The 22643-nt window shown below is 53.5% G+C and carries 21 protein-coding genes and 1 other RNA gene; 7 read left to right on the top strand and 15 right to left on the bottom strand.

The features are described 5' to 3' along the window. From AOY24_RS15145 to kbaZ, 7 genes are all read right to left on the bottom strand, one after another. Nucleotides 1-1155, bottom strand: a complete 1155-nt coding sequence (locus AOY24_RS15145; RefSeq protein WP_054176905.1) for an AgaS family sugar isomerase — start codon at nt 1153-1155, stop codon at nt 1-3. 295 nt (nt 1156-1450) lie between these two features. Beyond that, nucleotides 1451-2584: an N-acetylglucosamine-6-phosphate deacetylase gene (gene nagA, locus AOY24_RS15150; protein WP_054176906.1), complete on the bottom strand. Its 1134-nt coding sequence runs from the start codon at nt 2582-2584 to the stop codon at nt 1451-1453. Beyond that, complete coding sequence (agaF, locus tag AOY24_RS15155; protein WP_042325173.1) at nt 2581-3015, bottom strand: PTS galactosamine/N-acetylgalactosamine transporter subunit IIA; 435 nt, start codon at nt 3013-3015, stop codon at nt 2581-2583. The genes nagA and agaF overlap by 4 nt, the downstream gene beginning before the upstream one ends. A 16-nt stretch (nt 3016-3031) precedes the next feature. After that, entirely contained in the window at nt 3032-3910 is an 879-nt protein-coding gene (agaE, locus tag AOY24_RS15160) for a PTS N-acetylgalactosamine transporter subunit IID (protein ID WP_042998257.1), read from the bottom strand. After that, nucleotides 3900-4679: a PTS N-acetylgalactosamine transporter subunit IIC gene (gene agaW, locus AOY24_RS15165; protein WP_042998256.1), complete on the bottom strand. Its 780-nt coding sequence runs from the start codon at nt 4677-4679 to the stop codon at nt 3900-3902. Before agaW ends, agaE begins: the two co-directional genes overlap by 11 nt. A 10-nt stretch (nt 4680-4689) precedes the next feature. Further along, nucleotides 4690-5163, bottom strand: coding sequence for a PTS N-acetylgalactosamine transporter subunit IIB (gene agaV / locus AOY24_RS15170; RefSeq protein ID WP_042998255.1), 474 nt, complete (start codon nt 5161-5163; stop codon nt 4690-4692). A gap of 19 nt (nt 5164-5182) precedes the next feature. Continuing rightward, nucleotides 5183-6508, bottom strand: coding sequence for a tagatose-bisphosphate aldolase subunit KbaZ (gene kbaZ / locus AOY24_RS15175; protein ID WP_200906164.1), 1326 nt, complete (start codon nt 6506-6508; stop codon nt 5183-5185). A 221-nt stretch (nt 6509-6729) separates the two neighbouring features. Here kbaZ and AOY24_RS15180 point away from each other — a divergent pair, with 221 nt between their 5' ends. Together AOY24_RS15180 and agaR are read left to right on the top strand one after the other, a co-directional pair. Further along, nucleotides 6730-7545 (top strand): DeoR family transcriptional regulator, encoded by an 816-nt coding sequence (locus AOY24_RS15180; RefSeq protein ID WP_042998254.1) that lies wholly within the window; start codon nt 6730-6732, stop codon nt 7543-7545. A gap of 311 nt (nt 7546-7856) precedes the next feature. Continuing rightward, nucleotides 7857-8627 (top strand): transcriptional repressor AgaR, encoded by a 771-nt coding sequence (gene agaR / locus AOY24_RS15185; protein WP_042998253.1) that lies wholly within the window; start codon nt 7857-7859, stop codon nt 8625-8627. A gap of 39 nt (nt 8628-8666) precedes the next feature. On the opposite strand, the gene AOY24_RS15190 is transcribed toward agaR, so the two are convergent. From AOY24_RS15190 to garD, 7 genes are all read right to left on the bottom strand, one after another. Continuing rightward, a complete protein-coding gene (locus AOY24_RS15190) occupies nt 8667-9587 on the bottom strand; it encodes an ROK family protein (protein WP_054176907.1) in 921 nt (306 codons plus the stop codon). 18 nt (nt 9588-9605) lie between these two features. After that, nucleotides 9606-10862, bottom strand: a complete 1257-nt coding sequence (locus AOY24_RS15195; protein ID WP_054176908.1) for a Gfo/Idh/MocA family protein — start codon at nt 10860-10862, stop codon at nt 9606-9608. 104 nt (nt 10863-10966) lie between these two features. Next, entirely contained in the window at nt 10967-12079 is a 1113-nt protein-coding gene (locus AOY24_RS15200; protein WP_054176909.1) for an ABC transporter ATP-binding protein, read from the bottom strand. 11 nt (nt 12080-12090) lie between these two features. After that, nucleotides 12091-12915 (bottom strand): carbohydrate ABC transporter permease, encoded by an 825-nt coding sequence (locus AOY24_RS15205; protein ID WP_080343276.1) that lies wholly within the window; start codon nt 12913-12915, stop codon nt 12091-12093. A gap of 10 nt (nt 12916-12925) precedes the next feature. After that, nucleotides 12926-13870 carry a carbohydrate ABC transporter permease gene (locus AOY24_RS15210; protein WP_044255861.1) on the bottom strand — a complete coding sequence of 315 codons (945 nt, stop codon included), beginning with the start codon at nt 13868-13870 and terminating at the stop codon, nt 12926-12928. Nucleotides 13871-13950: 80 nt separating this feature from the next. Further along, on the bottom strand, nt 13951-15210 hold the full coding sequence (locus AOY24_RS15215; RefSeq protein WP_054176910.1) for a sugar ABC transporter substrate-binding protein: 1260 nt from the start codon (nt 15208-15210) through the stop codon (nt 13951-13953). Nucleotides 15211-15566: 356 nt separating this feature from the next. Then, the gene (gene garD / locus AOY24_RS15220) at nt 15567-17138 is read right to left on the bottom strand and encodes a galactarate dehydratase (RefSeq protein ID WP_054176911.1); all 1572 of its coding nucleotides are present in this window, start codon (nt 17136-17138) and stop codon (nt 15567-15569) included. Between the two features lie 381 nt (nt 17139-17519). Between garD and garP the strand changes: the two genes are divergently transcribed. The 5 genes from garP (at nt 17520) to rnpB (ending at nt 22225) form a co-directional block, all read left to right on the top strand. Next, nucleotides 17520-18854: a galactarate/glucarate/glycerate transporter GarP gene (garP, locus tag AOY24_RS15225; RefSeq protein WP_044267514.1), complete on the top strand. Its 1335-nt coding sequence runs from the start codon at nt 17520-17522 to the stop codon at nt 18852-18854. 28 nt (nt 18855-18882) lie between these two features. Beyond that, on the top strand, nt 18883-19653 hold the full coding sequence (garL, locus tag AOY24_RS15230; protein ID WP_042998245.1) for a 2-dehydro-3-deoxyglucarate aldolase: 771 nt from the start codon (nt 18883-18885) through the stop codon (nt 19651-19653). Nucleotides 19654-19682: 29 nt separating this feature from the next. After that, the gene (garR, locus tag AOY24_RS15235; RefSeq protein ID WP_054176912.1) at nt 19683-20573 is read left to right on the top strand and encodes a 2-hydroxy-3-oxopropionate reductase; all 891 of its coding nucleotides are present in this window, start codon (nt 19683-19685) and stop codon (nt 20571-20573) included. Between the two features lie 97 nt (nt 20574-20670). Beyond that, the gene (garK, locus tag AOY24_RS15240; RefSeq protein WP_042998244.1) at nt 20671-21816 is read left to right on the top strand and encodes a glycerate 2-kinase; all 1146 of its coding nucleotides are present in this window, start codon (nt 20671-20673) and stop codon (nt 21814-21816) included. Between the two features lie 32 nt (nt 21817-21848). Beyond that, nucleotides 21849-22225, top strand: an RNA gene (gene rnpB / locus AOY24_RS15245) — RNase P RNA component class A. 220 nt (nt 22226-22445) lie between these two features. On the opposite strand, the gene AOY24_RS25400 is transcribed toward rnpB, so the two are convergent. Next, nucleotides 22446-22643, bottom strand: a 198-nt coding sequence (locus AOY24_RS25400) for a hypothetical protein (protein WP_235507531.1), incomplete at its 5' end; no start/stop codon positions are given.

A 22643-nucleotide genomic window follows, 5' to 3' on the forward strand; every position in this document is an offset into this window, starting at 1 on the left:
TTAAGCCTGCCACGGGTGAATAACGACGCCCTGCACCACGCGGTTGACCGTACCGCTGCGGGAAGGGGTATCCGGCGTATTACCGACTGCAATGGACTGGGTGAGCGCAAAGACCTGGGCATACATCAGGTAGCAGAACGCCAGTTCGGTATCGATGAAATGACGCGCAGACGGCAGCAAAATGTGCGGGCCGGCTTCGATAATGGAATCGCTTTCGGCTGCAATGGCAACAACGCGCATGGCCTGATCATCGCGACGCAGCTCTGCCAGCAGATCGAGATCGTACTGCCGGGTGTAAGGGTGGCTGGAGATATACACCACGATCAGCGTTTCGTTATCCACCAGTGATTTCGGTCCATGACGGAAACCGGTTGGAGAATCGTAAAATGCCGCCAGCTTACCGGCGGTCAGTTCCAGGACTTTCAGGGCCGATTCACGCGCGGCACCCTGCAATCCGCCGCTGCCGAGGTAGACGATCCGTTTCCAGTTTTCATTGCCAAACACGCCGTGGCTGAAATCACCTAGTGAGGACAGGATCGTCTGGCAGCGATCCGCGACGTCGCAGAAGGTCTGGCTGTTGATGAGTTTCGGTGCGAACACCGCCAGGCAACTGGCCATCATGGTGGTAATACTGCTGGTCATCGCAAAACCGCGATCGTGTGTTTCTGCCGGCATCAGCAGAGCAAAAGCGTTATCGCTTGCCACCGCGTTCTGGTACAGGCTGCCCGCTTCATTGCAGGTGATCGAAAGGTGATAGCACTCAGGGACGAACTGGTTTGCCAGTTCCACTGCGGCGACGCTTTCCGGGCTATTGCCGGAACGGGCAAACGAGACCAGCAGCAGCGGATGCGCCGGATTCAGATAATCCATCGGATTGGTGACCAGATCGGTGGTCGGAACGGCGCTGATGTTTTGCCCCGTGTGGCTGGCAAGCCAGGGAGAGATGATCTCGCCAATGAATGCCGAGGTACCTGCCCCGGTCAGCACGATCCGCAGATCGTCTTTACGCAGTAGTGGCGCAAGAAAGTTGTCGATCGTGGTACGTATCGCGTCAATGTTCGTCAGCGATCGGATCCAACTGGCAGGCTGCTGGCGGATCTCTTCTTCAGTCCAGGTTCCGGTGGTTGCCGCTGCAGGGGTATAGGTTTCTGGCATATCGTAAGTCCTTAGTCTTGTGAATTCCACATCAGACGCTGGCAAAATGTCGCTATCTTTCGTTTCGTTTCACTTGTTCACATGATCGATTGATTAAAATCTATAGGAAAGAAATCGAAAGTTCAATGATGCGAAATGAAATAAAACGAAAAGTGTGATCGATTGTACGGAGAGCGTTTTTATCTTATTGATCTGTAATAATTCTCTCTGAAGGTTCTGAGGTGAGGGTTTTCTTAAGCGAAAGGAAAAGAAAGGCCTTACGATTCATGATCGAAGGCCCTGGAGAAAAAAAGGGTCAAAGGGGGAGGCGCTGACCCTGAATCCAGATCTGTTGTAAATGCAGTCCGCCATTGAGAGCGATCATGTTGGCACGTTTGCCCACGGCTAACGATCCTAAGTGGCTGTCGATCCCCAGCAGTTGCGCTGGATGGAGCGAGGCCATATGGATCGCCTCCTCAGGGGCGATTCCTGTCAGTTCAACCATATTGCGCACTGCCGCATCTACCGACAACGTACTGCCTGCCAGGCTACCCGATGCGGTTCGCACGATTCCGCCGTGCATGTCGACCTTTTCACCGCACAGCGTGTAGTTTCCGTCGGGCATACCGGCGGCCTGCATCGCATCGGTGATCAGCACCAGCCTCTCTTTGGCACAGCAGCAACAGAGCTTCATGGCGGCCGGATGGACGTGGTGCCCGTCGGCGATGAGCTCCAGCCACGCGCGTGGATCGGTGAGTCCTGCGCCAACCATTCCTGGTTCACGGTGATGGAGTCCGGTCATACCGTTGTAGCAGTGCACAAGTCCGCTCGCGCCTGCGTCAAAGGCGGCCTGGGTTTGCGCCCAACTTGCCGCGCTATGCCCCAGCATCACCCGTATACCCTGTTGCCTGAGATGGTGAATCGCCTGCAAGGCGCCCGGTTTTTCCGGTGCCAGCGCCACCACCCGCAGGGTCTGTCGTGACATGGCGACCAGCTCATCAAGTTCCGTGAGGTCCAGCTCGCGAAACAGCTCCGGGGGATGAGCACCTTTATTCTGCGGCGTGAAGTAGGGCCCTTCCAGATAACTTCCGAGCACCTGGGCGCCAGGCCCGCCGGAATAACAGCGTTGAGCGATGCGCTCCAGCGCTCGGTGAATCGTCTTCAGCGGCGCGGTGACGGTGGTGGGGAGCCAACTGGCAACCCCTTCACGCGCTTTGTGCATCGCCAGCTTGTCGAGTGCGTCCGGTTCATCGTCCATTACATCGACCCCCGCGCCACCGTGGACGTGGGTGTCAATATAAGCGGGACACAGTAGCTCGGCGTCGCGTACGGTGATGCCCGCAGCAATCGGCTCGATGGCCGTGATGATGCCTTCTTCAACGCGCAGCTGGTGATCGTCCAGCCAGCCCTGCTCGGTGAGCAGACGTCTGGCGCGCAAAACCTGCGTCATATTCCTTCCTCGATGGGGTGCTCCTCGCGACAACGCCCCAGCTCATCGACCAGGCTGGTCAGGCCGCGATGCCCGCACTCCAGCGCCTGCACACGAAATGCTTCGCTGCTGAGTCCTTCGCGATCCAGCACCATCTCCAGCAGCAATTGCAGGTTGGTGCCAGTGATCACTTCCCGGCCTGGTTTCAGCATCGCCAGCGTAGAGGCGACGCGAAACGGCGTGCCGCCAAGCAGGTCGGTCAGGAAAACGATATCTTCCTCGCCGTCCAGTTGTTCAATCGCCTGCTCAAGCTGCGAGGTGAGCAGCGCAGTGGTGGAGGTTTCCGGAAAGTCGATGGCGATAAACTGCGACTGCTCGCCGAGGATCTGTTTCATCGCTTTTTCCATACCGCTGGCAAACCCACCGTGCCCCGTCAAAATAATACCTAACATCGAAGACCTCTTTGCTTTACAGGAAGTGACAGAACTTGCCGACGACGCCCAGTATCACGGTGATACCGATGAGGCGCAGCGGACTCCAGCCACGACGGACTAACCAGAACATCGTCAGGGTATAGACCAGCGGTAAAAAAGCGGGCATCAGTTTGTCGATCACGTCTGCCTGGAGCTTAACGACCGCATCACCCGCCTTGATTTCGAGCGTGGTATTCAGACGCACATAGGTCGCCACGAGTGCGCCAATGACCGTCATCCCGACGATAGACGCCGCGTGGCCCACTTTCTTCGTATTGGCCTTGATGAGCGGAATGGCGGCGACCCCCATACGATAAGCATAGTGCGCCAGGCCAAAACGCAGACCCAGATGCACCACGTTAAATAACACAATAAAGACCACTGCGCCGAGGATGGAGCCCTGCAAGGCCAGACTGGCCCCAATGCCGCCGCAAATAGGCAACAGCGTCAGCCAGAACATCGCATCGCCAATCCCACCGAGCGGTGCGCCAACGGCAATTTTGGTGCTCTGAATGCTGTTAACGTCCTGTTTTGAGCGCTCCATCGCCAGAATGATGCCAATGACAAACGTCACCAGGAAGGGGTGGGTATTGAAGAAACCCATGTGGCCTTTCATGGCGCGCGCCAGATCGCGTTTATTGGTGTGGATCTTTTTCAGCGCAGGCAGCAGCCCGTACAGCCACCCGGAAGCCTGCATACGTTCGTAGTTAAACGACGCCTGCAACAGCATGGAACGCCAGGCCACCCGGTTGATATCTTTTTTGGTCAGCTCTGCGCCAATACTCTGATCTTCATAGATGTTTTCGTTTACGCCGGAAAGTAGCGTTTCGTCGCTGTCGGAAACAGTCGGAAGCGTTTGTTGATTAGATGCCATCTTCGAATTCCTCTTTCTGGGCCGCAGATTGCGTCGGTTCTGGAGATTTACGCAGCAGGTCGATCAGCGCCATGGCCAGTGCCGCAGCGGCGATCGCCAGTACCGGCAGTTTGAGCCAGGCGGCTCCCACGAAGCCGATGATAAAGTAAGGGATATAGACGTTTTTCATCATGATTTTCAGCAGTACGGCAAAGCCGATGGCTGGCATGATGCCGCCTGCGACGCCGAGACCGTCAATCAGCCGTTCCGGCAGAACATCAATGGCCGTTTTCGCGTGCTCTGCACCGAAGTAAATCGGCAGAAACGCACACAGAAAATAGAAAATCCCCAGTGCCAGTAACGCCAGATAGTTGACCCGTTCAATACCGGCGGTGTCGGCATTCGCCGCCATGCGATCGCAGCGGGACATCACCCCGGACATCACGGAGAACAGGAACGTAATCCCCATCTGCACCGCCACGGCAAACGGCACGGCGACGCCCACGGCGACATCCGGTTTCACCCCAGTTGTAATGGCGAACGTCGTACCCACGATAGTGCCGATAATGACGTTTGGCGGTTGCGCGCCTGCCAGCGGTGCGAGTCCCATCCACACCAGTTCTAGCGTACCGCCGGTTAAAATACCGGTATGCAGATCGCCCAGAATCAGGCCGACCAGCGGCCCAAGCACCACCGGGCGGTGCATGTGTGTTAATCCGTTGAACATATCCAGGCCGGCAATAAAGGCGAGGATACCTAATGCAAAAGCCTGTAACAGACTAATTTCCATGGTGAAGGCCTCAGATGAGTTTAAAGAGATCCTGCGCAGGTTCTGTCGGAACGCCCTGAACAAAGCATTCCACCCCGGCGGCTTTCAGGCCGTTAAACGCCGCAATATCGGTCGAGTCGACAGAGACCGTTTTGGCAATCTGTTGTTTGCCATTGGCGTAGTGCATATTGCCGACGTTGATGCGTGTAACAGGCACCCCACCTTCGACCAGTTTGAGGAAATCGGTGGGGGATTTACAGACCAGCAAAATCTTCTGCCGGTCGGCGGCGCGGTGAATGTTGTCGATCACTTTTTGCAGCGACCAGAAGCGCACGGCGATCCCTTCTGCCAGCACCATCTCCATCAGGTTCTGTTGCACAGTGTCTTCTGCCACCTCATCGTTGGCGACCAGGACCAGATTTGCCCCCGCAAATCCGACCCACTGCACCCCGACCTGACCATGAATGAGTCTTTCGTCGATACGGCTGAGTACAATATTTGGCATAGCGTGTTCCTCTTTTTTGTTATCCGTTTTGGGACGTTACGCCCTGGCAGGCGGCATGGTACTGCTGCAGTATGTCCTGAATATGGTTGATGATGAGTTCTCGCGGTGTGGCATTGAGATCTCCCTCGCGCACTTTCACGTACTGCAAAGGTAAATACTGGCTAATGAGTGGCAGGGGAATCGGCTCATCCGCCAGATTGCGCACCAGTCGTTCAAACGCCTCATCAATCTGGCTGTCTGGCCAGTAGTAACGAACACGATCGGAATAGCTGTAGCCCCGCGCCAGACGGCGGGTATTGCCATCGCCGTGGTAGTGGCTCTGCCAGTATTCCGGACGATCGAGCATGACGCTCTCAAGGACATGACGCAGGTCGGAACAGGCTTTTGCCGGGAGTAACTCTTCTTCAATGGCGGCCAGCGAGAACAGCGCTTCGCGCAGGGCGAAGGTCAGAGCCGGGCCGACTTTCAGGATGGCAAAGTGATCTTTCACTAACTGGCGCAGCGACTGCGGCGTCTGGTAATCCGTGGAGTGCGCCTCAAAAACCAGCGTGTCATACGCTTCCACCATCTTGCTTAACGCGACGGCTTTTTGTGGTTGATAATCAATGATGTGGGTATGGTCGAACTCAACGCCGGGTTGTACCACCAGCGCGATGATACGGGGCCAGATGGTATTGAGTCCCTGCTTTTCAAAGGCGTGACGATGGGCTTCCAGTGTCGCTCGTGCGGCCTCAGGCGTGGTGACAGCCAGTTCGGTGAGCGTCTCATGGGCTCCGCCCGGTACCGGCACTTCAGTGCCAATCACATAAACCAGATCAGACTCGCCAAAATGAGCAATGCAGGTCTCTTCGGCAATCTTCGCCAGGCGCGCGGCACGTTCCGCGACGATGGCATCGGTCAATGGCACGGGATCGCCCTGGCAGGACATGCTGCAATCAAGGTGGATTTTTTTGAATCCGGCGGCGACATAGCTTCTGATCAGTTCGTCGGCATTGGTCATTGCCGGTTCTGCGGCCAGGTTTTGCCAACGATTAGGGCCGAGGTGGTCGCCCCCCAGAATCAGTTGCTCCTGAGGGAAATTAAGTGAGTCGGCCAATTGGCAGACAAAATGGCGAAAATCGGCTGGGGTCATGCCCGTGTAACCGCCAAACTGGTCAACCTGATTTGAGGTTGCTTCAATCAGCAGCGGCGAGTGATTTGCCTGTGCGTAACGTATTGCGGATTCCAGCACCAACGGATGCGCGGAACAAACGGCGTAAATTCCGTTTGTCTTACCTCGTTTATGCTGTTCCACCATATCAGTCAGATGTTTCACTTTCCTCTCCAGGTCAGATAACTGCGACATACAATCTTTCGTTTTGTTTCACTTGATACTGCATCATGGTCTTATAAAAATAAAACGAAAGATAATAGTTTTCCGATCTGTTTCACAAAAGAAACATAATGAAAGCATTCAGCGGGGTTTTTTGCCCTTCAGGTCGACTTTTTTCGGCTTGCATTCCGATAAAAGAAAGGCGTTAATAGGCGAAACGAAATGAAACGAAAGAATTAGCCAAAGGATTTCTTATGAGCAATACCGATGCTTCTGGAGACAAGCGGGTGTCAGGCACCAGCGAAAGGCGTGAGCAAATTATCCAGCGGTTGCGGCAGCAAGGAAGCGTACAGGTGAACGATCTTTCGGGATTGTTTGGCGTTTCCACGGTGACGATCCGCAACGATCTGGCGTTCCTGGAAAAGCAGGGGATCGCCGTTCGCGCCTATGGCGGCGCATTGATTTGCGACAGTAATACGCCTGGTGCGGAGCCTTCCGTCGAAGATAAAAGCTCACTGAACACGGCAGTGAAACGCAGTATCGCCAAAGCGGCCGTGGAGTTGATCAAACCGGGTCACCGCGTGATCCTGGACTCCGGTACCACGACCTATGAGATTGCGCGCCTGATGCGTCAGCATAGCGACGTGATTGCAATGACCAACGGGATGAACGTCGCCAATGCCTTACTGGAAGCAGACGGCGTGGAATTGTTGATGACCGGTGGTCATCTGCGCCGTCAGTCGCAGTCGTTTTATGGCGACCAGGCCGAGCAGTCGTTGCAGAATTATCACTTCGATATGCTGTTTCTGGGCGTCGACGCCATTGATTTAGAGCGAGGCGTCAGTACTCATAACGAAGACGAAGCCCGGCTAAATCGCCGGATGTGTGAAGTGGCGGAACGGATTATCGTGGTCACTGACTCCAGTAAATTTAACCGCTCGAGCCTGCATAAAATTATTGATACCCAACGTATTCACACCATCATCGTCGATGAAGGCATCCCGGAAGAGAGCCTGAAGGAGTTTCATCGCAGTGGCGTTGAGGTCATTATCGTCCAGGCGGCGTCGTGAAAATCACAAAAATGTGATGTCCTTCAATTAAGCAAAAAGAAAAATGTCAGCGGGTTTTTGCCGAACCCGCTTTCGTTTTTTCACTGATTTTTCGTCTCCTTCTACCGCTCACCTGTCCTGCACGCTTTTCGATCTTTCGCATTTTTCATTTTCGGTTTAGATAAAACGAAAGAAAAACAGGCTTTTTTTGCCAAAATCCGCGCTGCGGACGTGTTCACAAATTCGCCTTAAGTCTTCTGATTTAATATATTAAAAAGAAAACGAAAGCGATAAATCGCTAAAACATAACAATATGCAATGGAGCAAAAGCAATGCTGGATAACTTAAGACGTCGCGAGCAAATCATCGATCTGTTATGCGATCAAGGTAGTGTTCGTGTCGAACCCCTGAGCGTGCATTTCGGCGTCTCAAGCGTCACTATCCGCAATGACTTACGTTATCTCGAGCAGAAAGGCTGCGTCATGCGTTCTTATGGCGGCGCCGTATTAAATCAACACTTTGCCCTCGATCGCCCCTTACAGGATAAAGACCGGCTGAACCGCGATGTGAAATCGCGGATTGCCGAAAAAGCGGCCAGTTTTGTCAAAGATGGCGACACGTTGATTCTCGATTCTGGCTCGACCACCACGCTTATTCCTCCGTTGCTTAAAAGTCGTCGCGATCTGGTGGTGATGACCAATGCGCTGAACATTGCCTGGGAACTCGCCAATTTTGAACGGGTGGATGTCATGATATTAGGGGGAAATGTCAGGCAAAGCGTTTACTCGCTGTATGGTCCTTCAGCGGAACATCAGCTCAGACAGTATCGGTTTGATAAGCTCTTTTTGGGCGTTGATGGATTTTGTCTGGAAGCCGGGATCACCACGCCGCATCCAGGGGAAGCGCACCTTAACCAGGTGATGTGTCAGGTAGCGCAGGAGGTTACGGTCGTCGCGGATTCCAGCAAGTTCGGCCGCAAAAGTTTTTGCATGATCAGTGAAATCAGCGGTATTGACCGGGTGATTACCGACAGTGGTATTCCGGAGCATTATCATCAGGCGCTCAGCCAGATGGGGGTGGATGTCGTTATCGTGGATGAATAAGAGAGAACGCCGGCAAAAGCGTGTTTTGCCGGCGATCGCTTAGTGCATCAGTGCATCCTGTTCGACCAGCAGCAGGGCGGCACCGCGTACGCCGCTGGATGCGCCATGCACGGCCGGGAAGACATTCGCGGGGGCGAGCCCCGGGAAGAGATAGCGCGACATGGCGCCGGGCAGTAAGGTGTAAATTTCCACAATGTTAGAGACGCCGCCGCCCAGAACAAAGGCGTCGACATCCAGAATGAGCTGCAACTGCGCCAGCGTACAGCCCAGCATATCAATCCACGCCTCAACCGTGGCGACGGCGCTGGCGTTGCCATGACGGTAATTTTCCAGCAGCGTCTCCATTTTGAGCTGTTCCCCGCTAAAGTGCTTATGCAGCCAGAGTAAACCGGGGCCGGACTGGTAGCGCTCCAGACAGCCCTGTAAGCCGCAGCCGCACGTGATCTCCGGCAGGTTATAACGGCGCATAAAGGTGGCGGGCAGCGGTAAATGCCCAAACTCGCTGGCCATCCGGTTGCGCCCACGATAGAGCTGCCCGTCGATCACCAGTCCTCCGCCCATGCCGGTGCCAATAATGGCGCCAAAGATTCGCGAGAACTGACGGGCCTGCTGGGTATGCGCCTCCGACAGCGCGAAGCAGCAGCAGTCATTGTCCAGGGCCACCGAGCGGTTGAGTCGGTGCGCCAGATCGTCCATCACCTGCCGTCCGGTCAGACAGGGGACGTTCGACGACAGCAGCTTTCCGGTATGTCTGTCCATCAATCCAGGCATGCCAATGCCGATTTTGCCCTGCATTCCCGTAGCCCAGTCGGCGGTATCGATGAGCGAGGTAAAGGTCGAGAGAAAGAGTTCGTAATCCTGAACCGGCGTGGCTACGCGCTTGCGCCAGCAAACCTGCATTTCCTTATCAAAGGCGACAATTTCAGTTTTTGTGCCGCCAATATCAACACCGTAAAACATGCCACATCTCCTCGAATTTCACAGTGTAACCAGACAGTTTTCCTTGCGAGCGCGCTCTGCGGCAAAGACCATTAAGTGACTTTCCAGCGATTCATCCGGGCCGGAGAGAATCATACTTTGATCGCCCGCCATCACGGCGTGAATAAAGCGATCCATCAGATAGTAATCCCCGCCGCCGTGGCCTCCCATTTGGGTCTGCGTGCCTGCGGCGATCTCGTCGATCGTGTAGAGCGTCTCGCTGTCCGTCAGAAAATCAAACACCCGGATCTGCTCGCCATTGCCCTCGAGATAGCCTTTCGTACCGAAAAGACGCGTCTTTCGATCTTCCATACGGGTAAAGGCGGTCATGGTGAACGTCACGGTTTGCTGATGCGCGAAACGCAAGTTGACCACCTGATGATCCACTACGTCGTTATCACAGCGATAAACGCAGCGGCCATACGGACCTTCGCGCAGCGCCTGACGGACATTTTCCTCGGTGGGATCCGCCGTCAGCACGCGACGGAAATGTGGCGTGCATTTGTGATCCTCGCCGAGATAAATTTTGCAGGCTGACCAGGGGCAGCTCGCCTCAACCTGGCAATCCAGGCAGCGGTCGGCGGCACCCTCCGGCTGGTTCTCCTTTACGAAATGACTCAGGTTGCCAAATGAGGTCACAGCCTGACAGCGATCGCCCATGATGTAGCGGATCCAGTCCATATCGTGGCAGGATTTCTGTAACAGCATAAACGACGATTCCGCTTCGTTACGCCAGTTGCCGCGAACGAAAGAGTGCGCCTGGTGCCAGTAACCCACCGGCTCAAGATGCTGCATGCTGACGATATCGCCAATCACCCCGCTGTCGAGCAGGGACTTGAGTTTTTGCGTATAGCGGGTGTAGCGCAGAACGTGGGCGACACCCAATAAGACGTTGTTGCGCTTCACCGCAGCGATGATGGTGCGGCACTCTTCCGGCGTGGGAGCGATCGGTTTTTCCAGCAAAATATGATAGCCGAGGTCGGCAAACGCGACGGCAGGCTCTTTGTGCATCGTATCCTGAGTACAAATCAGTACGACATCTGCCATTCGTGGGCGGGCCGCCGCCTCTTTCCAGTCGCGAAAGATGTTTTCCTGCTCAATTTGATGCTGAGCGACAAACTGTTGGCGATACGCCTCTCTGGGTTCCGCCACGCCGACCACCTGCATGCGGTCCGGATGCTCAAGCGCGTAGCGAGAATAGATTTCGCCACGCGCGCCTGCGCCCACCACTAACACGGTCACTTTCTTTGCACACATATAAACCTCTCATTTTGCCCTTGCCTGCGTTCGCGTTGTTCTGCGCGGTGGGGCATTAAAAAAACAAACTGGATTGCTTGCACCTGATGATGACGTTCGCGACTTCAGGCACTGGCTAAATTTTCTTCATTCTGCTTATCGAATAAAAAGGCGGCTTCAAGATTGAATTTCACCCTGATCGATTCGCCGGGCAGCGGACTCCAGTCCGGTGACGAATTGACTCGCAGGATCATTTGCTGTGCACCGATATCGAAATGCAGGAGATCTTCATTGCCCATTCTTTCCACGTTGGTGATCCGGGCGTCGAAAGCCGCAGGATCGTTGTGCTGCGCCAACTGAATCGCCTCCGGACGAATGCCAAACCAGACGCTGTCGTGCGGATAATCCGTCAGTTGGGAGATCAGTCGTGCGGTTAAGGGCAAGGTCAGCGCGTCATTCAGACGCAGTCCGTGCGTGTGCGGGTCGAGCACCAGAAGATGGATATTCATTGCCGGGTTACCAATGAAACCCGCCACGAATTTATTCTTTGGCTGATGGTAGATATTGCCCGGCGTGTCGACCTGCATGATCCGTCCACCGTTGAGTACGCAAATGCGGTCACCCATGGTCATCGCTTCAATCTGATCGTGTGTGACATACACCATTGTCGCGTTCACGCCTTCGTGACGCAGTTGGCGGTGAAGTTCCGTCAGGCGCACGCGCATTGACACGCGCAGTTTGGCGTCGAGATTGGACAACGGCTCATCAAACAAAAACACCTCAGGCTTACGCACAATGGCTCTGCCGACGGCAACGCGCTGGCACTGACCCCCTGAAAGTTGACCCGGTTTTTTGTCGAGTAGCGTTTCGATTTCCAGTTTGCGCGCGGCTTCCCGCACGCGAACATCTATCTCCTGCTTGTCCATTTTGCCCTGCAGGCTGAAGGCCATATTTTTGTAGATCGTCATGTGGGGATAGAGGGCGTAGTTTTGAAAAACCATCGCCACGCCACGTTCTTTTGGCAGCAAGTCGTTAACGCACCGTTCGCCAATGGAAATATGACCATGAGTAATCTCTTCCAGACCGGCGATCATGCGCAGTAACGTTGATTTGGCGCAGCCGGATGGCCCGACAAAAACCATAAATTCGCCATCGTGAATTTCAAGGTCAACGCCATGAATCGCCTGAAAGCCATTCGGATAGATTTTGCCTACTGACTGTAATTGAATGCCTGACATAATAATGCCCCTTATCCTTTAATTCCGGCACCGGCGATGCCACGAATGAAATAGCGCTGGAAGAAGATATAAAGTAACAACATGGGGATAATCGCGAGCAACGCTCCCGCCATGAGCATGGGATACTCCACCCCGGCGCGACCGGAGAGCGAGGCCAGACCCACCGGCAGCGTCATTTTATCCATTGAGGTATTGACGATGAGCGGCCACATTAAGTTATTCCAGCTCCACAACCCGTTAATAATGACGCAGGCGATAAGTCCCGGTTTAATCAGCGGCAGCATGATTTTGAAAAAGATCGTTAAATGGTTATAACCATCCATAATGGCCGCTTCTTCCAGCTCTTTCGGTACGGAAAGAAAAAACTGGCGCAATAAAAAGGCGCTATAAATACTGAATAATCCCGGCAGCACCAGGCCTGGAATGGAGTTCAGCAGACCTATTTTCTCGATCGTTAAAAACTGCGGGATCAAAAAGATCTGTCCGGGAACCATCAGAATCGAAATGCAGAGCATAAAGAGGAGATCGCGCCCTTTAAAACGCAGGCGGGAGAAACCATACGCCGCCATCGCGGCAATCAGCGTCTGTAAGATGACGATAACCAGCGTGGAAACGATCGAGTTAAAATAAAAGCTACCAAACGGCATCTCATGCAAGATTTTATCGTACGCCTGAAACCCCGGATTGGCGGGCAGCAGGATCGGCGGAAAGGCAATACTTTCCGCCTGGGTTTTAAACGAGGTGATGATCATCCAGAGAAAGGGAACCACCGTGACCAGCGTCGCCAGGATCATCAGGCCATAAATCAGCCATTTTTCACGTTTTGTCATGAACATAGTGGTTGCCTTACTGTGCTTTAAGCCGTTTGCCTATCCATATCTGCAGCAGGGTCAGTACCATCGTGATAACGAAAATCACCACGGCAATCGCGGAGGCGTACCCTTTTTCATGGTAGATAAAGGCGTATTTATAAAAGAGATAAGCGATGGTCATGGTCTGATCGTCCACCATGGAAGAACTGCCAAACAGCAGATACACCACATCGAATATTTGCAGCGTTTCGATAAACGAGATCACCAGAACGAAGAACAGCGTCGGGATCATTAGCGGCAGGGTAATTGACCAGAAGCCGCGCAGTTTACTGATGCCATCCAGAGACATGGCTTCATAAATCTGCTTCGGGATCCCCTGCAAGCCGGCGAGCAGAATGATCATCTTCAGAGCGATAGCCGACCAGATAATAACCAGTGAGGCGCTCAGACGGACAATATCCGGATCGGATAACCAACCAATGGCGGGAATATCGAAATAAGCCAGGATCTGATTGAGTAAACCGAAATTACGGTTCATCAACCACTGCCAGACCATCGCAATGGCGGCAGGCATCGTAACGGCCGGAAGAAATAACAGCGTACGGAACAGCCACTGACCGCGAATCGCCTGGTTTAAACCAATCGCCAGCAGTAAAGACAGGACCGTGATCACCGGCACACAAATAAAAACATAGGCCAGCGTATTCACTATCGCCGAACGGAATTCATCATCGCTGAATAAATTAATGTAATTATCCAGACTGATTGTCGTCCAGATCTGAAACTCGCCCAGATCGGTAAAACTGTAAAATACGTTCTGGAAGAACGGCGTAAAGTAAAAAATAACTAATCCTGCCAACAGCGGCAGAATCATTATCCACCCCCAGAAACGTTCTTCTTTTTCCAGTCGGGTCAGGGAATTTTTATTGGGTTCCCTGGCCGATAACGGCGGGGATGCCGCTTCATCTGAATAGCTCATACAGACTCCGGGATGCTCACTTTACAAACAATAAATGGGTTAACGCAGGAGAGGTGAGAGGGAGCAAGGCTCCCTCACGATTATTTCTGCATTTCACGCTCAACGCGTTTGGCGACACCCGGCATAACCTGTTGCGGATCATTTCCCATCCAGACTTTTTTCAGCCCGTCGTTGAGAATGCTATTCCATTTCGCGGTATTTGAACCGGCGGTGGGATATTTATGAGAAAACGCCAGTGAATCGATATAGGCGGAAACATCAACATCCTTAAAGCCTTCCGCCCATGCTTTGGCGACTTTCTGATTGGCCGGAATCACCACTTTGCCCGCTGCCAGCGTTTGCTGCGCATGTTCTGAGCTCATGAATTCAATGAATTTCCAGGCGGCCTCTTTATGCTGGCTTTTGGCAGACATGGCGAATGCCAGGCTATGAGAGACGCCAGCCTGTTCTGCCATTTTGGGCATCGGAACGACGCCGACATGATCGTTAATCAGTTCGTTCTGCGAGAACGGCAGCGCCCACCACGAGCCCGCGTAGATCATCGCCACCCGATTGGACTGGAAGACATCGGCGGCTTTCATTTCGCCTGGCGGCTGGAGCAATCCTGCCTTCAGCATTCCCTGAACGTCGCGATACATGGCAATCGCGTTGTCGCTGGCAACGTCCGTTTTACCCTCAGGCAGGACAATCTGAGTGCCGGCCTGCAGCAGCAGGTTAAAGTAGCTGTCCTGACCGCTGCCGAGATCCATCGCCAACGGATAAGAATGCTGATCCAGCTTTTTACGTAACTGTTCTGATTTCTGTTTTAAATCGTCCCACGTCCAGTTTTTATCGGGATAGGTTACGCCAGCCTGATCAAACATTTTTTTGTTATACCACACGGCAATCGCGTCGATATCCCGTGGAATAGCGTATTGTTGAGACTGGTACTGATAAGCATCGACAGAGCTTTTCACGAAATCATCAAGATGTGGTGATGATGTGTCTTTTAAATAAGGAGTCAGTGGTTCCAGCATGCCGTTTTTAACGTACTGCTGAAAATTCGGCATATTCATCCAGAATACATCTGGCGCCACATTTCCCCCGACCGCTGAACTGAGTTTTATGAAATATTGGTCATAGGGCGTTAGTTCAATTTCAACTTTTACACCGGGGTTATTTTTTTCAAATTCATTAACCAGTTGCTGTTCGCCGGGAAGTTGATTTCGATCCCATAGCGTGTAGCGTAATTTAACGGGTTTTTCTGTCGTCTGGCCTTCAGCACTGGCGGCAACCGGTGCGGCCAGTAAACAGGAAAAAAGGCATGCCAGGGCGACATTATTTTTATTCAAGGTATACATAACTTCCCTCTTTATTCGGGTCAGAATGTCGGTGAGGTAAATTACAGAAGCCATTGAATCTTGTGTTTAACAAAGGGGAAAGTCAAAGGGGGAAAAATGAGCGAATTATCGCATTAAAACACCCCGGCTTTTCGGTAGGTTTCTCTTTTATCAAAACGAAAAGAGAGCGAAAAGGGAGGCCTCAGGCATTGTTCTTTCTTTCAACGGGTTAGGATTTTTCTACCGACGAAAAGCGAAAAAGGGCGGGTGAAAAATTAACCTTCAAAACTGCGAGCATTATCACCTTATCTTTCACGGACAGGAAAGAAAAACGGGGATTATTCCCCGTTTTCTCGGTTGCTTTCGTTTCGAAAATATCAGGTCACTGGTGCCGGGTTAAAGACGGCCAACTGATTGTGCAATCCCCATTGATCGGAGAAGGTTTTCTTACGGCCACTGGCGACATCAAGAATAAATTCGAACAGCTTCTGACCAACTTCCTCAATGGTCTCTTCACCCGTGGCGATGGTGCCTGCATTGATATCCATCAAATCGTACCAACGCTTTGCCAGTTCGGTACGGGTCGCCATCTTAATCACCGGCACGGCCATCAGGCCATAGGGGGTACCGCGACCCGTGGTGAACACCTGGACGGTGATCCCGGACGCGACCTGCTGCGTGCCGCAGACAAAATCGCTGGCGGGCGTTGCGGCATAAATCAGACCGCGTTTGGTCGGGCGCTGGCCTGGGGAGAGCACTTCGACAATCGCGCTTTTACCGGATTTCGCAATGGAGCCCAGCGCTTTTTCCACCACATTCGCCAGCCCCCCTTTTTTGTTACCCGGAGAGGGGTTAGCGCTGCGATCGGTTTTCCCCATATCGAGATAGTTGTCGTACCAGGCCATCTCTTCCAGCAGACGTTTGCCCACCGCTTCGTTGATGGTGCGCGGCGTTAACAGATGGATCGCATCACGCACTTCGGTGACTTCGGAAAACATTACCGTAGCGCCGCAGCGTACCAGCAGGTCAGAGGCGTAGCCCACTGCCGGGTTTGCCGTCACGCCGGAAAACGCATCGCTGCCGCCGCATTGCATGCCGACAACCAGTTCAGAGGCCGGGCAGGTTTCGCGCTGGCGCAGATTCAGTTTAACCAGATGGCGCTCAGCGACCTGCAGGATATCATCGACCATGGAACGGAAGCCCACATGCTTTTCGTCCTGAAGGCTGACGATGCTGGCGCTGTCGACCGGAATACTTTGCACATCGTCAGTACCTTCCAGTAAACGTTCCGGCTGCAGTTTTTCACAGCCCAGGCCAATGACCATCACTTCGCCGCCAAAGTTTGGGTTCAGCGAGATGTTATGGATGGTGCGGATCGGCACCACAGCTGCCGGCGCGTTAATTGCCACGCCGCAACCGTACAGGTGGTTAAGTCCGACCACACCATCGACGTTCGGGTATTTAGGCAGCAGATCGCGCTCAATGATTTTGACGACATAATCCACCACACCCGCCACACAGTGCACGCTGGTGGTGATGCCGAGCAGATTCTTGGTGCCTACGCTACCATCAGCGTTGCGGTAGCCTTCAAAGGTATAGCCTTCCAGCGGCGGCAGCGGTTCCGGAACTTTGGTCGCCAGTGGCAGCGTGTTCAACGGCGGCGCTGTCGGTAGCTCAACCATGGATTCATCAATCCAGCTTCCGCGCGGAATGTCGCGCACGGCGTAGCCGATCACTTCACCGTAACGTATGATTTCACCATGAACCGGAATATCCACCAGCGCGACTTTATGTCCCTGTGGAATATGTTCAATCAGCTCCAGTCCATCCGGGAATCGCGTCCCGGTTTTCAAACCATTGTCATTAACAATGATCGCCACATTATCTGTTTCGTGGACCTTTATATAAAATGCGCTCGGCGATTCTTGTCTGATTTCGATGTTGGCCATTGTCCAGTATTCTCCAGCCGGGGTGATATTAATATAGAGAGTTCTGCTAATCTGATTATTAAAATAAGGAAGACCTGTCGTGAAATAAGGATGTCAGGAGTTCAAAAATAAGAATGTGATCCAGATCACTCGTTATGGTGAAAGCCCGGCTATCAGGGGCGGTAAAGCGTAAATATGTGCATCAGCGCCCAGCGTTATGTGCATTTGCTCAAGATATTATTTGTAATTAGCATCGTTAATGAGCATCTGCACAATGCGTAATGCTCTCTGCCTGATTATACTGAATCACGAAATGAGTATCTGTATTTATTAATAAGCGATAGCGTCTGTCATCAATAAATAATAATAAATGTGTCTGCTTAAGTGCCTGAGGTAAATAAAATGATCCTGGATACCGTTGTAGAAAAAAAGAAAGGTACGCATACCCGCTATTTAATTCTGCTGATAATTTTTATTGTTACAGCGGTTAACTACGCGGACCGGGCGACGCTATCCATTGCCGGTACCGAAGTCGCCAAAGAGTTGCAGCTGAGTGCTGTGTCAATGGGCTACATCTTCTCTGCCTTTGGCTGGGCATACCTGCTGATGCAAATTCCCGGCGGCTGGCTGCTCGATAAGTTTGGTTCGAAAAAAGTGTACACCTGGAGCCTGTTTTTCTGGTCGCTGTTCACCTTCCTGCAAGGCTTCGTGGATATGTTCCCGCTGGCCTGGGCCGGGGTTTCCATGTTCTTTATGCGCTTTATGTTGGGTTTCTCGGAAGCGCCTTCGTTCCCGGCAAACGCCCGTATTGTTGCGGCCTGGTTCCCGACCAAAGAGCGTGGAACCGCGTCGGCAATCTTTAACTCTGCTCAGTATTTTTCACTGGCACTGTTCTCGCCGCTGTTGGGCTGGTTGACCTTTGCCTGGGGCTGGGAGCACGTCTTCACTGTGATGGGCGTGATTGGATTTGTCCTGACGGCGCTGTGGGTCAAACTGATTCATAACCCCACCGATCACCCGCGGATGTCCGCAGAAGAGTTGAAGTTCATCTCTGAAAACGGTGCGGTCGTGGATATGGACCACAAAAAACCGGGCAGCGCCGTGGCAAGTGGTCCAAAACTGCATTACATCAAGCAGTTATTGACCAACCGCATGATGCTTGGCGTGTTCTTTGGACAGTATTTCATCAACACGATCACCTGGTTCTTCCTGACCTGGTTCCCGATTTATCTGGTTCAGGAAAAAGGAATGTCGATCCTGAAAGTGGGTCTGGTGGCTTCGATTCCGGCGCTATGTGGTTTCGCTGGCGGCGTACTGGGCGGCGTGTTCTCGGACTATCTGATTAAGCGCGGTTTTTCTATCACCGTTGCGCGTAAGCTGCCAATTGTGCTGGGAATGCTGCTGGCTTCCACCATCATTTTGTGCAACTACACCGACAACACCGCGCTGGTGGTGACGCTGATGGCGCTGGCCTTCTTTGGTAAAGGATTTGGCGCACTGGGCTGGCCGGTGATTTCGGACACCGCGCCGAAAGAGATTGTGGGCTTGTGTGGCGGGGTATTTAACGTCTTTGGCAACGTGGCATCTATCGTAACGCCACTGGTTATCGGTTACCTGGTAAGTGAACTGCATTCCTTCAACGCCGCGCTGGTATTCGTTGGCTGTTCCGCGCTGATGGCAATGGTGTGTTACCTGTTTATTGTCGGTGACATTAAACGTATGGAACTGCAGAAATAATTAACGGTTAAGTGACAAGGTAAAAGTGATGAATAACGACATCTTCCCGAACAAGTTCAAAGCAGCGCTGGCTGCGCATCAGATTCAGATTGGTTGCTGGTCAGCGCTGGCAAGCCCCATCAGTACCGAAGTCTTAGGACTGGCGGGCTTCGACTGGCTGGTGTTGGATGGCGAGCATGCGCCAAATGATGTCTCCACCTTTATTCCACAACTGATGGCGTTGAAAGGCAGTTCCAGCGCGCCAGTGGTGCGTGTACCGACCAATGAGCCGGTGATTATTAAACGTCTGCTGGATATCGGTTTTTACAACTTTCTGATTCCGTTTGTTGAAACAGAAGAAGAGGCAGTGAACGCCGTTGCGTCGACGCGCTATCCGCCTGAAGGGATCCGTGGCGTGTCCGTATCGCATCGCGCCAACATGTTTGGCACCGTCCCGGATTACTTCGCGCAGTCCAACAAAAACATCACCATCATTGTGCAGATTGAGAGCCAGCAGGGCGTGGATAACGTCGATGCTATCGCCGCCACCGAAGGTGTCGACGGTATTTTCGTTGGTCCAAGCGATCTGGCTGCGGCGTTAGGCCACCTCGGCAATGCGTCTCATCCTGAGGTGCAGAAAGCCATTCAGCACATCTTTGCCCGGGCGAAAGCGCACGGCAAACCGAGCGGCATTCTGGCACCGGTTGATGCCGACGCCCGTCGCTATCTGGAATGGGGGGCCACGTTTGTTGCTGTCGGCAGCGACCTGGGCGTGTTCCGTTCCGCCACGCAGAAACTGGCTGATTCCTTTAAGAAATAACCACCACCGAAACAAGAGAGATAATTGATATGACGATGAAAGTTGGTTTTATTGGCCTGGGTATTATGGGTAAACCAATGAGTAAAAACCTCCTGAAAGCAGGTTACTCGCTGGTGGTTTCTGACCGTAATCCTGAAGCGATCGCTGACGTTATCGCGGCAGGTGCAGAAACCGCGTCTAACGCCAAAGCGATTGCTGAGCAGTGTGATGTGATCATCACCATGCTGCCAAACTCTCCGCATGTGAAAGAGGTTGCGCTGGGCGAAGGCGGCATTATCGAAGGGGCGAAACCGGGGACGGTGCTGATCGATATGAGCTCCATCGCGCCGCTGGCGAGCCGTGAGATCAGCGACGCGCTGAAAGCTAAGGGCATCGATATGCTGGACGCGCCGGTGAGCGGCGGTGAGCCGAAGGCGATCGACGGCACGTTGTCGGTGATGGTTGGCGGCGACAAAGCGATTTTCGATAAATACTACGATCTGCTGAAAGCGATGGCGGGGTCTGTTGTTCATACCGGTGATATCGGGGCGGGGAACGTCACCAAACTGGCGAACCAGGTGATTGTGGCGCTGAACATTGCCGCGATGTCTGAAGCGCTGACCCTGGCAACCAAAGCCGGCGTAAACCCGGATCTGGTTTATCAGGCGATCCGTGGTGGTCTGGCAGGCAGCACCGTCCTGGATGCGAAAGCGCCGATGGTGATGGATCGTAACTTCAAGCCGGGTTTCCGTATCGATCTGCACATTAAAGATCTGGCAAACGCGCTGGATACGTCTCACGGTGTTGGTGCTCAGCTTCCGCTGACCGCGGCTGTTATGGAGATGATGCAGGTGCTGCGTGCTGATGGCCTGGGAACCGCCGACCACAGTGCTCTGGCATGCTATTACGAAAAACTGGCGAAAGTGGAAGTCACTCGCTAATGACCTTGCGCCCGGATGGCGTATCGCGATCCGGGCCTGGATTGTAGGCCGGATAAGTAAAGCGCCATCCGGCGTTGTGCAGTAACAGGCGATCATCATGAAAATCGTAATTGCCCCAGACTCTTATAAAGAAAGCCTTTCTGCTACTGAGGTAGCGCAGGCGATAGAAAAAGGATTTCGGGAAATTTTCCCCGATGCGCAGTATGTTTCCGTTCCGGTCGCCGATGGGGGTGAGGGGACGGTTGAAGCCATGATTGCCGCCACACACGGTTCTGCACATTCCGCTCTGGTGACCGGACCGCTGGGTGAAAAAGTGAATGCCAACTGGGGCATGTCAGGCGATGGAAAGACCGCGTTTATTGAAATGGCGGCCGCCAGCGGACTGGCGCTGGTCCCCCCCGAAAAACGTAACCCCCTGATTACCACTTCGCGCGGCACCGGGGAGCTTATTTTGCAGGCGCTGGACAGTGGGGCGAGCAATATTATTATCGGCATTGGCGGGAGCGCGACCAATGACGGCGGTGCCGGGATGGTTCAGGCGCTGGGCGCGAAGCTGTGTGATGCCAACGGAACTGAAATTGGCTACGGCGGCGGTAGTCTGAACACTCTCAATACCATTGATGTGTCTGGTCTGGATCCGCGCATTAAACATTGTGCTATTCGCGTTGCTTGTGATGTGACCAATCCGCTGGTGGGCGAACAGGGAGCTTCTCGGATCTTTGGCCCGCAAAAAGGGGCGACGGAACCGCTGATCCTCGAACTGGACCGCAATCTGGCTCACTACGCGGATATTATTAAAAAATCACTGGGTGTGGATGTGAAAAACGTCCCAGGCGCAGGTGCGGCGGGCGGCATGGGGGCAGCGCTGATGGCATTCCTCGGCGCGGAGTTGAAAAGCGGGATTGAGATCGTCACCCAGGCGCTTAATCTGGAAGAGCATATTCACGACTGTACGCTGGTTGTTACCGGTGAAGGGCGCATCGACAGCCAGAGCATTCACGGCAAAGTGCCGGTGGGCGTGGCTAACGTGGCGAAGAAATACCACAAGCCGGTGATTGGCATTGCGGGCAGTCTGACGCGGGATGTCGGCGTTGTGCATCAATATGGTATCGATGCTGTATTCAGCGTATTGACCAGTATTGGCACGCTGGAAGAGGCCTTTCGCGGCGCATTTGACAACATTTACCGGGCGTCGCGAAACATTGCGGCGACGCTGGCGGTGGGAATGCGCAGTGCAGGGTGACAAGGGCGTGCAAACCCTCTATACTGCGCGCCGAAGCTGACCAGACAGTCGCCGCTTCGTCGTCGTCCCTTTCGGGGGAGACAGGCGGAGGGGAGGAAAGTCCGGGCTCCATAGGGCAGGGTGCCAGGTAACGCCTGGGGGGGAAACCCACGACCAGTGCAACAGAGAGCAAACCGCCGATGGCCCACGCAAGTGGGATCAGGTAAGGGTGAAAGGGTGCGGTAAGAGCGCACCGCGCGGCTGGTAACAGTCCGTGGCACGGTAAACTCCACCCGGAGCAAGGCCAAATAGGGGTTCATAAGGTACGGCCCGTACTGAACCCGGGTAGGCTGCTTGAGCCAGTGAGCGATTGCTGGCCTAGATGAATGACTGTCCACGACAGAACCCGGCTTATCGGTCAGCTTCACCACTTTAAGAACCCCGCCACCAGGCGGGGTTTTGCTTTGTAGATAATGTAGATGAATGACTGTCCACGACGCTACACCTGAAAGAAAGCGGCTTATCGGTCAGCTTCACCACTTTAAGAACCCCGCCACCAGGCGGGGTTTTGCTTTGTAGATAATGTAGATGAATGACTGTCCACGACGCTACACCTGAAAGAAAGCGGCTTATCGGTCAGCTTCACCACTTTAAGAACCCCGCCACCAGGCGGGGTTTTGCTTTGTAGATAATGTAGATGAATGACTGTCCACGACGCTACACCTGAAAGAAAGCGGCTTACCGGTCAGCTTCACCACTTTAAGAACCCCGCCACCAGGCGGGTTTTTGCTTTGCAGATGATGTAGATGAATGACTGTCCACGACGCTACACCTGAAAGAAAGCGGCT

Origin of the sequence: Citrobacter sp. CtB7.12 (assembly GCF_001297795.1) — a bacterium.
GTDB lineage: Bacteria > Pseudomonadota > Gammaproteobacteria > Enterobacterales > Enterobacteriaceae > Citrobacter_A > Citrobacter_A amalonaticus.

Coding starts and splice junctions, on each gene's coding strand:
- agaR (WP_042998253.1), top strand. CDS start 7,857: ATGCTGGATAACTTAAGACGTCGCGAGCAAATCATCGATCTGTTATGC.
- agaF (WP_042325173.1), bottom strand. CDS start 3,015: ATGTTAGGTATTATTTTGACGGGGCACGGTGGGTTTGCCAGCGGTATG.
- garP (WP_044267514.1), top strand. CDS start 17,520: ATGATCCTGGATACCGTTGTAGAAAAAAAGAAAGGTACGCATACCCGC.
- AOY24_RS15190 (WP_054176907.1), bottom strand. CDS start 9,587: ATGTTTTACGGTGTTGATATTGGCGGCACAAAAACTGAAATTGTCGCC.
- AOY24_RS15215 (WP_054176910.1), bottom strand. CDS start 15,210: ATGTATACCTTGAATAAAAATAATGTCGCCCTGGCATGCCTTTTTTCC.
- AOY24_RS15200 (WP_054176909.1), bottom strand. CDS start 12,079: ATGTCAGGCATTCAATTACAGTCAGTAGGCAAAATCTATCCGAATGGC.
- garK (WP_042998244.1), top strand. CDS start 20,671: ATGAAAATCGTAATTGCCCCAGACTCTTATAAAGAAAGCCTTTCTGCT.
- agaE (WP_042998257.1), bottom strand. CDS start 3,910: ATGGCATCTAATCAACAAACGCTTCCGACTGTTTCCGACAGCGACGAA.
- AOY24_RS15195 (WP_054176908.1), bottom strand. CDS start 10,862: ATGTGTGCAAAGAAAGTGACCGTGTTAGTGGTGGGCGCAGGCGCGCGT.
- garL (WP_042998245.1), top strand. CDS start 18,883: ATGAATAACGACATCTTCCCGAACAAGTTCAAAGCAGCGCTGGCTGCG.
- agaV (WP_042998255.1), bottom strand. CDS start 5,163: ATGCCAAATATTGTACTCAGCCGTATCGACGAAAGACTCATTCATGGT.
- nagA (WP_054176906.1), bottom strand. CDS start 2,584: ATGACGCAGGTTTTGCGCGCCAGACGTCTGCTCACCGAGCAGGGCTGG.
- kbaZ (WP_200906164.1), bottom strand. CDS start 6,508: ATGTCGCAGTTATCTGACCTGGAGAGGAAAGTGAAACATCTGACTGAT.
- agaW (WP_042998256.1), bottom strand. CDS start 4,679: ATGGAAATTAGTCTGTTACAGGCTTTTGCATTAGGTATCCTCGCCTTT.
- garD (WP_054176911.1), bottom strand. CDS start 17,138: ATGGCCAACATCGAAATCAGACAAGAATCGCCGAGCGCATTTTATATA.
- AOY24_RS15145 (WP_054176905.1), bottom strand. CDS start 1,155: ATGCCAGAAACCTATACCCCTGCAGCGGCAACCACCGGAACCTGGACT.
- garR (WP_054176912.1), top strand. CDS start 19,683: ATGACGATGAAAGTTGGTTTTATTGGCCTGGGTATTATGGGTAAACCA.
- AOY24_RS15205 (WP_080343276.1), bottom strand. CDS start 12,915: ATGTTCATGACAAAACGTGAAAAATGGCTGATTTATGGCCTGATGATC.
- AOY24_RS15210 (WP_044255861.1), bottom strand. CDS start 13,870: ATGAGCTATTCAGATGAAGCGGCATCCCCGCCGTTATCGGCCAGGGAA.
- AOY24_RS15180 (WP_042998254.1), top strand. CDS start 6,730: ATGAGCAATACCGATGCTTCTGGAGACAAGCGGGTGTCAGGCACCAGC.